The organism is Candidatus Avelusimicrobium caledoniensis (assembly GCF_902756455.1).
Lineage (GTDB): Bacteria > Elusimicrobiota > Elusimicrobia > Elusimicrobiales > Elusimicrobiaceae > Avelusimicrobium > Avelusimicrobium caledoniense.
This window is the reverse complement of record NZ_CACVRB010000002.1, coordinates 53,794-67,747: the sequence shown is the minus strand read 5'-3', so window position 1 is coordinate 67,747 and position 13,954 is coordinate 53,794. Positions and strand designations below refer to the sequence as shown.

Below are 13,954 nucleotides of genomic sequence, written 5' to 3'. Positions count from 1 at the left end.
AAAAAAAAAAACAATAATAAAGAGACGATAAAAATAAAGGAGATTTTTATGAAAAGAAATAAAAATGTAGGTCAGGCTATGCCTGACAGTGTTTCGGCAGAAACATCCTACCGCTGCCAAAAACCAGCTTGCGCTTTATTGCAAAGAATGAACAGCCAAAAAGGAATCATGTCCCTTACGGGCCATTGTCAGGCAAAGCCTGACCTACCTGAATTTCAATACGGTGGTTTCACGCTTATTGAGTTACTTGTCGTCGTTTTAATCATCGGCATATTAGCCGCGGTGGCGGTGCCGCAATATCAAAAAGCGGTAGAAAAATCGCGCGCTACACAAGCATTTACCTTACTTAAATCGCTTGCCCAAGCACAACAGGCCTATTTTTTAGCCAACGGGGAATATGCTTCTAACTTAGATGAACTAGATGTAGATTTATCCACATGGACGGGTAATACGGCGTGGATGACGTATAGCGGTATCACGTATACCAAATCAAATGCCGATTGGTCCTTGCAAATGTACCGTATATCAAACCAAGACACTTTATATCTGGGCCGCATATCCGGCCCTTATGCTGGGGCAGGTATCATATACAGTCTTCGCAATCCAAACTTCCGATGCGTGGAACATATTTCTCCGGGAATTAACTTTTCAAAAACAGCAGATAGCTACTGTACGGGAATTATGCAAGGGACAAAAACCCACGAAGATTCTTCTAACCGCGTGTACACCCTAGGAAATATGTAGTATTGTATCCGACTATCCGAGCAACAACGCGGTTTTTTCAAAGAAAAATCGTTTAATTCTAGGCGTGCAACTGTGAAGTATACTTGCCAGAGCACGCCCGCAAGGGCGGAAGTATTCGAGCAGTTGCGCAACAACGAATTAAACGATTTTACGAAGAAAAAAAATGCCGAGGGACAGGATCGAACTGTCGACACCTGGTTTTTCAGACCAGTGCTCTACCACTGAGCTACCTCGGCATTACGTATATATAATACTAAATTTAGCTACATACTCGCAACTCCCGTTCTCTCTCTTCGTCATCCCGTAAGGTTTTTATACGGGATATAAGAGAGAGAACGATATAATTACAAACAGATTTCTTCGTACAAATCTCGCCATGTTGGATTAAATGTAGAAATCAGATGATCTTTCCACTCGCGTCGCCATTCTTTAAGCACTTTTTCCCGTTTGATAGCGCACAATATGGTGGTATATTGTTCATAATACACTAATTTTTTAATATTAAATTTCTTAGTAAACCCGTCTACAATTCCTTGCTTATGTTCATATACACGACGAACTAAATTATTGGTAACACCAATATAAAGCATTTTATTACGTTGGGTAGCTAGAATATAAATATACGCCATATCGTCAACCAAAATTTCCGTTCCCTATATCCCGTATAAAAACCTTACGGGATGACGAGGGAACGGAAATTTGTATCCTATCAAACTATAATACTCTATTATTTTACAGCATCAAAGCCGGCTTGCAACGCTTTTTTATTCAGTTCCAGCATTTCCGGTTTAGCGCGTTTATATACTTTTTTCATGGCGTCGGCTACGCTAGCCAAAGACACCGCACCCGTCACTTTTACAAACGCACCGAGTGCCACCAAATTAGCAATCCGGTCCATGCCGACTTTCTGCGCAATCTCGTTACACGGCACACAAACAACCGTAATATCTTTACGCGTCGGGCGGGAATTAACAAGCGAACTATTTAAAATTAACAGTCCGCCCTTTTTAAGTAGCGGCTCAAATTTGGGCAAACTCGGCTCGTTCATCACAATCACCGTATCGGGGGCCGATACAATGGGCGTATATACTTCGCCGTCTGTTATCACGACAGAACAGTTGGCCGTACCGCCGCGCATTTCCGGGCCGTAAGACGGGAGCCAGCTGGCGTTCTTTTTATCTTCTACGCCTGCTTGCGCAAGTAAAATTCCGGCGGAAACAACCCCTTGACCGCCAAATCCGGCAATACGAATACCTTGATACATTAGTTTGCCCCCTCGTCTTTGAAAATGCCGAGCGGATACTGCGGCATCATTTTCGTGCGCACAAATTCCAACGCTTGCGGCACGCTGGCGTGCCAGTTGGTCGGACATTGGGACAGCACTTCCACCATGGAAAACCCAACGCCTTCCACTTGGTTTTTAAATGCTTTTTTGATAGCTTGCTTGGCTTGAATCACGTTTTGCGGACTATCTACCGCTACGCGTGCCAAAAATTTACTGCCGGTAATTTGCGCGAGCATTTCGCACATATTGATCGGCCAACCTTGTAATTTCGGGTCGCGCCCTTTGGGGGCGGTAGTGGCCACTTGGCCCACCAATGTCGTCGGAGCCATTTGGCCGCCCGTCATCCCGTAAATAGCGTTATTGATAAAAATGACGGTAATGTTTTCGCTACGCACGGCGGCGTGTACAATTTCCGCCATACCGATAGAAGCCAAGTCACCGTCGCCTTGATACGAAAACACAATCGCGCCGGGTTTAGAGCGTTTGACGCCGGTAGCAATTGCCGGTCCGCGCCCGTGCGCGCCTTGCACCGTATCACACGCAAAGTAGTCATCGGCAAATACGGCACACCCCACCGGGGCAATACCGATGACGCGATCCGCGATTCCTAATTCATCAAACGTTTCCCCCATTAAGCGGTGCACAATACCGTGCCCGCAACCGGGGCAGTAGTGCATAGGGATATCGGTTAAACTTTTCGGTTTTTGGGCAATAATCGTCATCTTAGTTGCCTCCTTTGGCGTCGCCTTGAACGCCCAGTTTCGTATCACGTTGGCAGTTGTAAGTAAAGTTAGCGGCGTGTTCTTGCAAATCAAACAGCCCTTCTTTTTTACCCGTTAAAAGAGATTTGGCGGCGGTTAAAATTTGTTCGCCGTCGGGCTGACCGCCGGCCGGATACGCGTTTAAACCCACGGGTACGCTACCTGCTACGGCCAATTTAACGTCTTGCACTAACTGGCCTAAGCTTTGCTCCACCACCAAAATACCTTTGGTTTTTTTAGCCAGTTCGGCCAAGCGTTTGGACGGAAACGGCCACAACGTAATCGGGCGGAACAGACCGACTTTCAAACCTTTGCTACTTGCCATATGAACGGCCTCTAAGCACGCACGGGAAGAAAGCCCGTACGCCACCAGCAGAATATCGCAATCTTCCGTGTTGCGTTCTTCGTAACGCGGCTCGGTTTTTTCTATCAGCCCGTAGCGTTTGGCGCGCTCGGTAACGTCGGCAATTAAATTATCGCCTTTGTAAGAAAATACTTTGCTCTTGCCGCGGCCTTGTTTATGGATATCCACGGCCCAATCAAATTTACCCAGTTTGTTGGGATCAACGGGCTCAAAATTAAATGACATGCTTTCCATCATCTGCCCCAAAATACCGTCAGCCAAAATCATACAAGGCATGCGGTATTTTTCGGCTAAATCAAACGCGAGTTTGGGGAAGTTCCCTAATTCTTCCACGGAGTTCGGCGCAAGTACAATCACATGATAATCGCCGTTACCGCCGCCGCGCGTGGCTTGGAAATAGTCGCCTTGCGCGCCGGAAATACTGCCAAGCCCCGGCCCGCCGCGCATCACGTTGACAATCAAACACGGCAAATCGGCACTGGCTAAATACGTAATGCCCTCTTGTTTTAAACTGACCCCCGGCGAGGAAGATGACGTCATACTGCGCGTGCCGGTAGCGGCTGCGCCATAGACCATATTGATAGCGGCCACTTCGCTTTCGGCTTGCACAAATGCACCGCCGTTGTCGGCCATGTGGGCAGACATATATTCGGGCACTTCGTTTTGCGGCGTGATAGGATATCCGGCAAAGAAACGTACCCCGGCGCGGATAGCACCTTCGGCCAAAGCTTCGTTGCCTTTTCGTAATGCTTTTTCTGTCATATAAAAAACCTCAAAACTATTCTTTAATTACCGTAATGGCGATATCGGGGCACATGCGGTAGCACACCGCACAGCCGATGCAATTTTCCGGGTGGATCATTTCAGCCGGGAAATATCCTTTTTTGCTAATCGTCTTAGACGGACCCAAACATTTCTTCGGGCACACGCCTACGCACAAATAACACGCTTTACAGCGGTTGGCGTCCACTTCAATTCTGGGCATAGGTCTCCTGTTGGCCGGGGACAAAACCGGCCCTCTATATAGTATATGTCTTTTGGGAGTAACGGCGCAATAAACCAAAAGGGGGAGTTTTAACTATCCTTGGCGACACGCCGGCAGAAAAAAAGTCCGGGGATACTAACAAAAGTGCTGATAATAATAGCTATTTTTAAATTCCACACATCAGATACTAAGCCAATAAGCACGGGCGAAAGAGTATCTCCCAACAAATGAATAATAAAAATATTCAGCGCAAAAGCCGTGGCGCGCACAGGCGCGGGCGACGTAGCCACTAGCGCAGCGGCAATCGCTCCGGTAGGTAAGAATAAGAAAAAGACCGTCAGTCCAAACCACGCTAAAGCCGCTGCGACGTGTGTGCATTGTAGTCCCAACCACAACGGCAGTACACTCCCTACTAGCGCAACCGCCATAACTTTATAATACGCCCAAGCACAGTAGGCGAGTTGTTTTTCGGCCCATTTGCCCCCTGCAAACGTGCCCAATGCGCCGCACACAATCATCAAACTGCCAAACCATACGCCCGCTTGCGCGGCAGTAACGTGTAAATAACGCACGAAATACGTGGGAACCCATGCCGCACATCCCCCCATAATAAACGTAATAGCGGTTTGTATAAAACACACGTATAAAAAGGGTTTGCAATGCAAGAGCTTTTTATACTGCGTCCAAGAGGGTTTTTCGCGTTGAGTAAGTGCCAGGTCCGGCAAGAACCACGCAAGCAAAGCCAAAAACACACCCGGCACACTTAACACGATAAACGCCATACGCCAACCCCACGTTTGGCCTACAAGCCCACCCAGCCCGTACCCAAGCGCACTGCCAAGCGGCAGCGCAAGCCCAAATAAAGCCAGTACAAGCGCGTGTTTTTCTTTCGGGTAGTGTTCAGCCAAAAACGGCTGGGCAATCGTCGTAAACCCGCCCTCGCCCACGCCCGTAAATCCGCGGGCAAAAAGTAAGTGTGCAAAATGGTTAGCCGCTCCCGTAGCTAACGTAGCTATACTCCAAATAAATGCACTTAAACTAATTAACTTCGGGCGGGAAAACCGGTCTGCCAAATACCCCATAACGGGCGCGTAACACATATACACCAACATAAATGCAGAAGCCAACGCGCCCAGTTGGCCGTCAGACAGGCGCAAATCGGTCTGTAAAAGCGGAAAAACAGCATACAAAACTTGCCTGTCTATGTAGTTAAACAGGTTCAGTAAAAACAGAATACAAAACAAACGGGAAACAATCATCTTATTTATTCTATAAAAATTTTTATATAATAGCTTATCGGAGGAAATATGAAAAAAGGATTTACACTCATTGAATTATTGATTGTGATGGTAGTAGTGGGTATTTTGGTAACGATCACGCTTCCCAAATATAATGCATCGTTGGAACGCGGACGCGTGGTGGAAGCGTTAACAAATTTGCAAGCGGCCTGCGAGGTGCTTAATACACGCTATATCATCAATAACAATCACTACACGTGTGCCGGTTCGGTAAATTCCACGAGCGGAGATTTTAAAATCGGCAATACACCTACGGCTGATTTTACCAAAGCCGTTTATTTTGATGCTCCCAAAGTAGTCAACCCGGCTACCACCTGTGCAGCAAACAATTTAAATAACATCTCGGTCATAACAGAACGCGAAACGGATGATTACACATTAACGGCTTATAACGAAAATGGCGAATTAAAATATATTACATGTACCGTAGGGGAAGATGCGCCGGCTAAAATATGCGAAAATATAGGAGCAGAGTGGAACAGCACCGCCAACGCGTATTTAATAGATTACCGCAACTAGTACGCTTTGTGAATAAATCAGCCCCCTCGTTAAAAGGGGGCTGATTTTATGTAAAGTTTCCTATTACGTCTATCTTACCTGTACAAGCGCAAAATGTAAATACTCCGTCTCCGGCATACCGATAAGCACCGGGTGGTCTTTGGCTTGCCCGCGCAGTTCTATAAGACTTGCTTGCACGCCCGATTTACTTACGCCTTGACGGATAATATCCACAAATAATTCGCGCGACACATGGTGCGAACACGTGGAAAAGGCCAAATACCCACCGGGCTTTAATCCCTCTAAGGCCATTTTAACCAGTTTTACATACAACCCCACCGCTTGCGGTAATGCCTTGCGGCTTTTGACAAACGCGGGCGGATCCAATAAAACCATATCCGGTTGGTCGGGTAGTTCGCCTTTTTTCATAGCCGATAGTAACCGCTCGGCATCATCCCGGTGGAAAACAGCAATATCTTTTACGCCGTTTAATTCGGCATTTTTTTGCGCCAGTTCCACTGCCGCCGCGGAAGAATCACATCCCCACACTTGCGCCGCACCCGCCTTGGCCGCCGTGATACCAAACGACCCGATATACGAATATAAATCTAAGACCAGTTTGTCTTTAAAGTACGGTTTTAAAAACGCGCGGTTTTCGCGTTGGTCAAAATAAAAGCCCGTTTTTTGACCGCCGCGAATCGGCACGATATATTTAATACCGTTTTCTTCAATCTCTACCGTCTCGGGTACTTCACCGATGATTTCCGGCGTGTTCGTTAAGCCCTCTAAGGCGCGAAAAGCACTGTCGTTTTTATAATAAATGCCGGTCGGTTTGAAAATCTTTTGAAGCGCTTTGGTAATTTGCGGTTTTAACAACTCCATGCCCGCTGTTAAAACATCCACCACCAATATATCGCCGTAGCGGTCAATAACGAGCCCGGGCAAATTATCCCCCTCACCATAGCACATACGGCCGTATTTACGCACGCCGATTTCTTTGCGGCGCGTGTACGCTTCGTCTAATTTTTCAAAGATAAAATCTTCCGGCAAATCCGCTTCGCCTTTTTGCAACAACCGCACCGCAATCAAACTGTGCGGATTAAACGTGCCGATACCCACTTGCACACCGTCACTGGCAAGCACCCGCACGAGTGTGCCGGGTTCAATAGATGTATCAAGCCCGTCAATCTCATTAGAAAATACCCACCAATGTCCGGCTTTCAAACGGCGTTCTTCTTTAGCTTTTAATTTGACCTGCAACATGCTTACATTCCTTTTTCGCGCATTTCTTCCACTTCGGTAAAGGGAATTTTAGCCGCGCAGAGCGGACATTCTTTCGCGGCAAATGTCTGCATCGGATACGATAAAAGTGAGCGAAGCGGCACCGTCAGCGGTAAATATCCCATAGAGCGGTCCACAATTACACCTACGCCGATCACGTTGCCGCTTAATTTATTGACTAGGTCAATGGCAGAGTTGATCTTGCGGCCCGAAACGGCTACATCATCTACGATGAGGACGTTTTCACCCTCTTTAATCGTAAAATTGTGTTTAAGCACCATAGCACCGTTGTCGTCTTTAGAGGCAAAAATCGCCCGTACGCCGCGCACGCGCGCCACTTCTTGTGCGAGTACCGAGTCCGACGGCGTAAGCGCCATGACAACATCTGCTTTTGTGGTAAACTTTTCAGACAGCGCACCCGCAATTTTTTGGGCTAAATGCGGATGTTGCATCAGCAAAGACGTTTGAATATACGTCTGGCTGTGGAAGCCCGAGGGCATTACAAAGTGCCCCTCCAAAATAGCTCCGTGTTCTTGCAGCAAACACAAGATGTCCATATTATTTCTTGGCATGGTAATCTCCTTGGTAGAACTCTTGTCCGGCTTTAAAATCGGTTTCCAACCCTTTTTCTTGTGCGGCGCGGATTGTTTCTCCGGTCTTTTTCGCGCGCAACATTTCCACTTTGGGTTTTAACATAGATGACGAAATCCGAAACGCCAACGCCGGGTTGCCCGATTCATCGGTTAAATTTTCCGCCAGCGCACCCGAGCGCGACGTATTGGAAAACATCGTCCATACTATGATATCAAAATTTTCAGCCACCCAATCAACCCATCCGCTTACAGTAGCGGAAATGGACGGCCCTACCGTGTAGGCATTGTTAATGTCCATTTTACCGTTTTCAAACGAACCGGAAACGGCCATATCGGTAAACGGCACATCTTTGAGCACTTTGCCTACCTTAAAACTTCCGGCCCGCTCCATGCGGTGCATAATGATAAACGGTTGAAAAGTGATATTAAGGGCTTGTTGTTCTTCGGCCCATTTTTCCATTTGGTGGATCACGCCGCCTTCCAAGCGGGCTTGAATTTTGCCGGACAACCGTTTCATACCCATCCGCATACCGGTTAGTTCAAACTCGCCGTTAAATTTATTACCCGATAATACCGGGCTGGAAAACGTATCAGCCGAAATGTTCCCCGCAAAGTTGCTCATAAAGTTCGGCAAACCGTTCCTAAAATTACGTAGCCACGCCAGATCACCCGTTACTTCTTTGGGAGAGTGGGTCCCGCCGGGAACTAATGGGGAAATCACCGTCGTAAAATCTTGCACAATATTGATAAAATCCATCGGGTTAAAGTGTTGCCAATGCATAGCCGTGCGCACGCGGCGGCGCGCACTTTTTAAGTTACTGACCGATACGCTCATTTTAAGCGGCACACCGTTTACTTCGCCAGATGCAATATACCCATACAAATTACCGCCGCGCCAACTGGCACTTAAATTTAACTTATCAAATACCGTATTATGCACGGTAAGTTTACCGGATTTGGTTTCGGCATATAAGTCCGAAAAGTCTTTCTTGGCACGGAATTGGCCTGTTACTTTTTCGGCCAGGAAACCGTAAATATCGCCATCGGCCTCGTTGACATCCACTACCCATAACGGACACGTATATTTGCCGTCTTTACGCACCAATTGGGCTTGCACGGCGGCTTGTCCGGTGAGCTTGTAGCGGCTAAGCGGTGCGTAGTATTTGCTTTTGCCTTTGAGCGCGAACGAATTTGTAGACGCCGTAAAATCGGCCGTATAAGGAGCGGCGGAAAAATCCAGTTGGCCTTTACCCTCTGCTTTTACATCGGAGGCGGAGGCCGTAAATTGGCTGATTTTAAGTAAATGGTAATTGTTGCTAAGCACGCCTTTGGCCGTAACCGTTGATTTAGGAATAGAGAAAGGTGTTTTTTCTAAGTTAAAAACGGACAAATCTTTACTTTCAAACGCAGGCACTTTGGCCTTGACGTTAAAAAACGGGGTACGCAAATTATCCAAATCTACCGTTAATTCTACCGGTTTTTGAAATAAATATACCTTAGCGCGTAAACTGCGAAGTGCAAAGTTGGCCCAATCAAACCCGGCAAAATTAACATGCCCCGTGCCGCTGATTTCCATGTCGGACATTCCGCCCCCCCACTCGTTACGTAAAATCATATTCATCGTAAAGCGGGAAAGTTCGTCAAAGCGCAACCGTTCAAAGTGCATATTGAGCCCATACACCGCGTGCGCCACACCGCTGGCTAAGTCTTTGTAACTAAGCACCCCGTTTTCTAGCGTCCAGTCCTCCATGGTAACGGTAAACTTTTTGCCCGAAGACGCACTGGTATAAACGGAAGATTCTTTGGCGCGAATGGGCGGTACGTTATACGTGCCATCCGTCTGGCGGATGATATTAAAACGCGGCGAATGCAAAGAAACTTCATCAATGATAAGTTGTTGGTCTAACAAAGGCAGCAACCGAAAACGCAGCGTAACCGAATCGGCCGAGATGAGATCTTGCCCGGGTGCCCCCTCGGTATCCAGCACACGAAATCCTTTTAATTCCAACGTATTGATAAACGTAACATGTAACGCCGCAATTGCTACCGGCCGTTGCAAGCGTTTTTGCAGTTCCGCGGCGATCACTTCGCTTAAATGCTGGGCGTTAAAGGTTTTAACAAAAAATATCCACGTTCCCGCAAACACCAAAAGCAGTATCATAGACACAAGCAACGCCCACCGCAATCCGGTCACAAATCCTTCTTTGACGGCCTTGCGGATAGAAGCAAAAAGTGATTTTTTTTGTTGCTTTGTCATATTATAATTTAGCGATGAAACGCTCTATGATATAGTTTACTAAAATTCGCCACACGTTTAGCGTGCCTCTTAAGACGGCTTCGCCCGCAAAAAGGAGGGAAACTTGCTCCGGAAATAACCCTTTTAACACAAGCGCAAGTACAATTAAATTAACCAGCACAATCAGCACAATGGAAAACACTTTTCCGCCGGCCAATTTTAAATCGGGTTGGTCGGCTTCCAGCAAGGTTTTGAAAGTTTGGATAAAATGAAAGGATGTAAAAAACCCTATTAAAAACACGAAAACCGACCGGTACGGGGTCAAATCAACAAACAGTTCCCCCACCATATACAAAAACACGGTCAGCAAAACATACCCGGGCACGATGTAGGGAGCCAACACGATAAGCACATTGGTTTTATCCATTTTCACGTAACCGCTCTCGCGTTTAACGGAAATATCTTTGATACGCGCGCCAAACAAAAAGGCAAACAGCGCGTGGGTAAATTCGTGCACAAACACATACGGCCGTGAAAAATCATATACAGTATAGTGCAACACTGCATAAACCCCCGCTCCGAGCAAAAACGCAAGTGTTGTTTGGAAATGTGCAAACACCGTCCACCAGATTTTCCCCGTTTCCACCAACATAAAAAACACGGTAGGACATAAAACAAGTGCGAATAAAAATTTTAAAAAACGCATTAAAATTTCTCCACCCAAGAGGGGCTTTGGTATTGAAGAACGGCCTGTTGACGCACCGCGGCCAGACGCCCCGCGCAACACGGCGTCGGGCGTAAATCTGCCGCCAAGAAGGCACGTACACCGTCTATAACCGCACGTTTTAACACCGGGTTAGTACGTGCGCCGGGCAGTTGCAACGATCCTTGATACAGCACGGTGGTATCAAAACGGCGAATCGCTCCGCCTAAAATTTTCTGTCCGTTTTCTTGCAAGACATCATTTTCCACGGGGCGAATAAAACACGCGCTGGCCTCATGGTTGACACTGGGGGCATACGCGGTGGCGGGGAGTTTTTCTGTAAGCACACGGCCTTTAATGCCGGCGCGGGCAAGGGCCTCAAAAATAAAGCCGTGTAATTTTTTGTAAATTTCGGTCGGACGTTCTTGCGCCGGAAACACGAGCGAAAACGTGAGATCGTCCGTATGGAACACGACGCCGCCGCCCGTCGGACGGCGGGTATAGTCACCCCGAAAATCTGGCGCGGCGAGGGCCTGTTTTACTTCTTTAACAAATTGCGCGTAACCAAACGTAACCGCCTGCCGGTCCGTCCAGTTATAAAACCTTAGTGTAACGGCCTGCGGACGCAGGTGCACAATTTGCTCGTCTAACGCCATGTGTTCATACACATTAAGCGGCGGCGTAATAAGTAAAACGTCCATAAAAAACCTCGCTGTACCGTCTGAAAAAATTATATCAAATTCCCTACATAAGCAGAGCGCGTTTTAACAACAAATATCACTAAAAATGACCTTCCCGAAAAAGCCCTTGACAAATCAAAAAAAAAAACAATAATAAAGGGGCAGTAAAAAATTTAAGGAGCAAATAATATGAATAACACAAATAAAAATAAGTGTCATTCCAAACTTGATTTGGAATCTCACCGCTTTCTAAAACGGCAACAAGGTGAGATGCTGAATCAAGTTCAGCATGACGTCTTTTTTTACAACAACGGCTTTACGCTCATTGAACTCTTAGTCGTCGTACTTATTATCGGAATTTTAGCCGCGGTGGCCTTACCGCAATATCAAAAAGCCGTTTGGAAAAGCCGCTACATACAGGCCAAAACGATGGCCGAAAGTTTGGTCCGGGCTGAAGAAATATATTATTTGGCAAACAACACGTACACAAAAGATTGGAACGAACTGAGCATAGATGTTTCGGCAACAAGTTGCAATAGCGTGGGAACTTGTTATTTTTCGTGGGGCTACTGCAGTTTACCTAATCCCGTATCAAGCGGTCTAATATCTTGTTATTTGTATAAAAACGGAACGGCTTATTTACAATATAACCATTGGTTAGACAGGAGCGGTCACCCTAACTTAAAAACCTGTGTGGCCTATTCCATTAACGCAAAGGATACCAACAACCAAGTTTGTAAAACAGAAACGGGCCTTTCCGCCCCCTCTTATACGCAAGAAACCGCATGGGGCTGGAACTACTAAATATACTTTATTTTCTTATTACGAGGACTATACCCGGTTTTCAGTTTTACAACTCGCCAAGAACGAAAGGGACGGCCCGCCGCCCCAAGACTAACATTGCAAAGGTTTGCCTGATTTTTCAAAACCGATTTTAGTTCGCGGGATTTAGGCGGCCGCATAGGCGTAGCGGTAGCTACGTCAAGGCCGCAAGACCGCGAAATAAACAGGTTTTGGAAAATGGTTGGCCCACATAAGACACAAACGGCAGACGTTAGTCTGCCGTTTGTGCGTATCTAAACGTAACAAGGCCGTTCCTTACCACCGTAAATTCGGTTGGCGGGCGGCAGACACTTCGTCTATGCGCGAAACGGGTTGCGTGTGCGGCGCATCATGTACCAGTTGCGGGCTCGTAAAAATCTCGTCATAGATTTTTTCAAGCGCCACCACAAACGCGTCTAACATTTCTTTACTTTCCGTTTCCGTCGGCTCAATCATCATGGCTTCGGGCACAATCAGCGGAAAGTAAATAGTCGGTGCATAAAAGCCGTAATCTAACAGCCGTTTAGCTACGTCGGCCGTATGCACCCCGTTCATTTTAGACGGGTCAATGGAAAGGACACACTCATGCATACAATTTACGTCAAAAAACGCATTGAATTTGCCTTTCAGTTTCGCACGCACATAGTTGGCGTTCAAAATCGCTTTTTCGGCGATATTTTTAAGCGTAGATGCGTCAAATTGGCGCAAGTAACAATACCCGCGCAACACTACCGCGATATTGCCGTAAAACGCTTTCATCTTGCCTAAACTTTGCGGCATTTTATCGTTAAGCGTATACGCGTCGCCTTTCTTTTCCACTATCGGTTTAGGTAAGAACGGAGCCACGTGTTTGGCGGCTCCCACAGGCCCGCTGCCCGGTCCGCCGCCGCCGTGCGGCGCGGCAAAGGTTTTGTGTAAATTTAGGTGCATGACATCTACGCCAAAATCAGCCGGTTTTGCTAGCCCAATCAGCGCGTTGAAATTCGCGCCGTCCATGTAAAGTAGCGCCCCGGCCTTGTGCACCATGTCGGCAATTTCGCGGATATCTTTTTCAAAAAGTCCCACGGTATTGGGCACGGTCAGCATGACGGCGGCGGTTTTGTCAGACAATGCCGCTTGCAACGCTTGTTTATCCACACAACCGTCGGCGGCTGATTTGATATTCACTACCGTATATCCGGCCATATTGGCGGTTGCCGGGTTAGTGCCGTGAGCGGTATCCGGCACGATAACTTCACAGCGCGACGTATTTTTGTGCGCATCGTGGTAAGCACGCACGGTTAAAATTCCGGTCAGTTCCCCATGCGCTCCCGCCGCAGGTTGCAAGGTAAACGCAGATAAACCCGTGATTTCTTTTAAGAGTTCTTGCAGCTCATACATAATTTGCAGCGTACCCTGTACCGCACTTTCCGGCGCAAACGGGTGGGCGTTTGCAAACGGAGCGAGCACGGACAACACATCATACGCTTTGGGGTTATATTTCATGGTGCAAGAACCGAGCGGATAAAATTGTCCGTCCAAAGAATAGTTTTCTTGTGAAAGCCGCGTAAAATGGCGCACCGTGTCAAATTCGCTCATTTCGGGCAAACGCGGCGCGGACGCACGGAGTAAATTTTGCGGCAGATAATCGTGTTTTTGGGCTTGTTCAAACCGCACCCCGCGGCGACCGGGTTTTGATTTTTCAATAGAGAGTAAATTTTCCAT

Annotated in this window: 15 protein-coding genes and 1 tRNA gene; 3 read left to right on the top strand and 13 right to left on the bottom strand. The window is 47.2% G+C overall.

The features are described from left to right. The first annotated feature begins 48 nt into the window (after positions 1 to 48). Positions 49 to 744: a type IV pilin protein gene (locus ACQY2W_RS01010; RefSeq protein ID WP_428048716.1), complete on the top strand. Its 696-nt coding sequence runs from the start codon at positions 49 to 51 to the stop codon at positions 742 to 744. 164 nt (positions 745 to 908) lie between these two features. Here ACQY2W_RS01010 and ACQY2W_RS01005 read toward each other — a convergent pair. From ACQY2W_RS01005 to ACQY2W_RS00975, 7 genes are all read right to left on the bottom strand, one after another. Next, positions 909 to 980 (bottom strand) — tRNA-Phe (locus ACQY2W_RS01005). A 108-nt stretch (positions 981 to 1,088) separates the two neighbouring features. Continuing rightward, on the bottom strand, positions 1,089 to 1,373 hold the full coding sequence (locus ACQY2W_RS01000; protein WP_428048715.1) for a GIY-YIG nuclease family protein: 285 nt from the start codon (positions 1,371 to 1,373) through the stop codon (positions 1,089 to 1,091). Between the two features lie 98 nt (positions 1,374 to 1,471). Continuing rightward, on the bottom strand, positions 1,472 to 2,008 hold the full coding sequence (locus tag ACQY2W_RS00995; protein WP_428048714.1) for a 2-oxoacid:acceptor oxidoreductase family protein: 537 nt from the start codon (positions 2,006 to 2,008) through the stop codon (positions 1,472 to 1,474). Then, the gene (locus tag ACQY2W_RS00990) at positions 2,008 to 2,751 is read right to left on the bottom strand and encodes a thiamine pyrophosphate-dependent enzyme (RefSeq protein ID WP_428048713.1); all 744 of its coding nucleotides are present in this window, start codon (positions 2,749 to 2,751) and stop codon (positions 2,008 to 2,010) included. The genes ACQY2W_RS00995 and ACQY2W_RS00990 overlap by 1 nt, the downstream gene beginning before the upstream one ends. Position 2,752: 1 nt before the next feature. Continuing rightward, the gene (vorB, locus tag ACQY2W_RS00985; RefSeq protein WP_428048712.1) at positions 2,753 to 3,916 is read right to left on the bottom strand and encodes a 3-methyl-2-oxobutanoate dehydrogenase subunit VorB; all 1,164 of its coding nucleotides are present in this window, start codon (positions 3,914 to 3,916) and stop codon (positions 2,753 to 2,755) included. 16 nt (positions 3,917 to 3,932) lie between these two features. Next, positions 3,933 to 4,139 (bottom strand): 4Fe-4S binding protein, encoded by a 207-nt coding sequence (locus tag ACQY2W_RS00980; RefSeq protein WP_428048711.1) that lies wholly within the window; start codon positions 4,137 to 4,139, stop codon positions 3,933 to 3,935. 89 nt (positions 4,140 to 4,228) lie between these two features. Next, on the bottom strand, positions 4,229 to 5,398 hold the full coding sequence (locus ACQY2W_RS00975; RefSeq protein WP_428048710.1) for a spinster family MFS transporter: 1,170 nt from the start codon (positions 5,396 to 5,398) through the stop codon (positions 4,229 to 4,231). A gap of 48 nt (positions 5,399 to 5,446) precedes the next feature. On the opposite strand from ACQY2W_RS00975, the gene ACQY2W_RS00970 reads away from it, so the two are divergent. Next, entirely contained in the window at positions 5,447 to 5,956 is a 510-nt protein-coding gene (locus ACQY2W_RS00970) for a type IV pilin protein (RefSeq protein ID WP_428048709.1), read from the top strand. A 69-nt stretch (positions 5,957 to 6,025) separates the two neighbouring features. On the opposite strand, the gene ACQY2W_RS00965 is transcribed toward ACQY2W_RS00970, so the two are convergent. From ACQY2W_RS00965 to ACQY2W_RS00945, 5 genes are read right to left on the bottom strand one after another with little or no spacing between them, the layout of a single operon-like run. Beyond that, a complete protein-coding gene (locus ACQY2W_RS00965) occupies positions 6,026 to 7,198 on the bottom strand; it encodes a class I SAM-dependent rRNA methyltransferase (protein ID WP_428048708.1) in 1,173 nt (390 codons plus the stop codon). Positions 7,199 to 7,200: 2 nt separating this feature from the next. Beyond that, positions 7,201 to 7,788, bottom strand: coding sequence for a phosphoribosyltransferase family protein (locus ACQY2W_RS00960; RefSeq protein WP_428048707.1), 588 nt, complete (start codon positions 7,786 to 7,788; stop codon positions 7,201 to 7,203). Further along, positions 7,775 to 10,066, bottom strand: a complete 2,292-nt coding sequence (locus ACQY2W_RS00955; protein ID WP_428048706.1) for an AsmA family protein — start codon at positions 10,064 to 10,066, stop codon at positions 7,775 to 7,777. The genes ACQY2W_RS00960 and ACQY2W_RS00955 overlap by 14 nt, the downstream gene beginning before the upstream one ends. A 1-nt stretch (position 10,067) precedes the next feature. After that, a complete protein-coding gene (locus ACQY2W_RS00950) occupies positions 10,068 to 10,751 on the bottom strand; it encodes a M50 family metallopeptidase (protein WP_428048705.1) in 684 nt (227 codons plus the stop codon). Beyond that, positions 10,751 to 11,449, bottom strand: a complete 699-nt coding sequence (locus ACQY2W_RS00945) for a lipoyl protein ligase domain-containing protein (RefSeq protein ID WP_428048704.1) — start codon at positions 11,447 to 11,449, stop codon at positions 10,751 to 10,753. The genes ACQY2W_RS00950 and ACQY2W_RS00945 overlap by 1 nt, the downstream gene beginning before the upstream one ends. 168 nt (positions 11,450 to 11,617) lie before the next feature. Between ACQY2W_RS00945 and ACQY2W_RS00940 the strand changes: the two genes are divergently transcribed. Further along, positions 11,618 to 12,232, top strand: a complete 615-nt coding sequence (locus ACQY2W_RS00940; RefSeq protein ID WP_428048703.1) for a type IV pilin protein — start codon at positions 11,618 to 11,620, stop codon at positions 12,230 to 12,232. Between the two features lie 294 nt (positions 12,233 to 12,526). Here ACQY2W_RS00940 and gcvPB read toward each other — a convergent pair whose 3' ends face one another. After that, a complete protein-coding gene (gene gcvPB, locus ACQY2W_RS00935) occupies positions 12,527 to 13,954 on the bottom strand; it encodes an aminomethyl-transferring glycine dehydrogenase subunit GcvPB (protein ID WP_428048702.1) in 1,428 nt (475 codons plus the stop codon).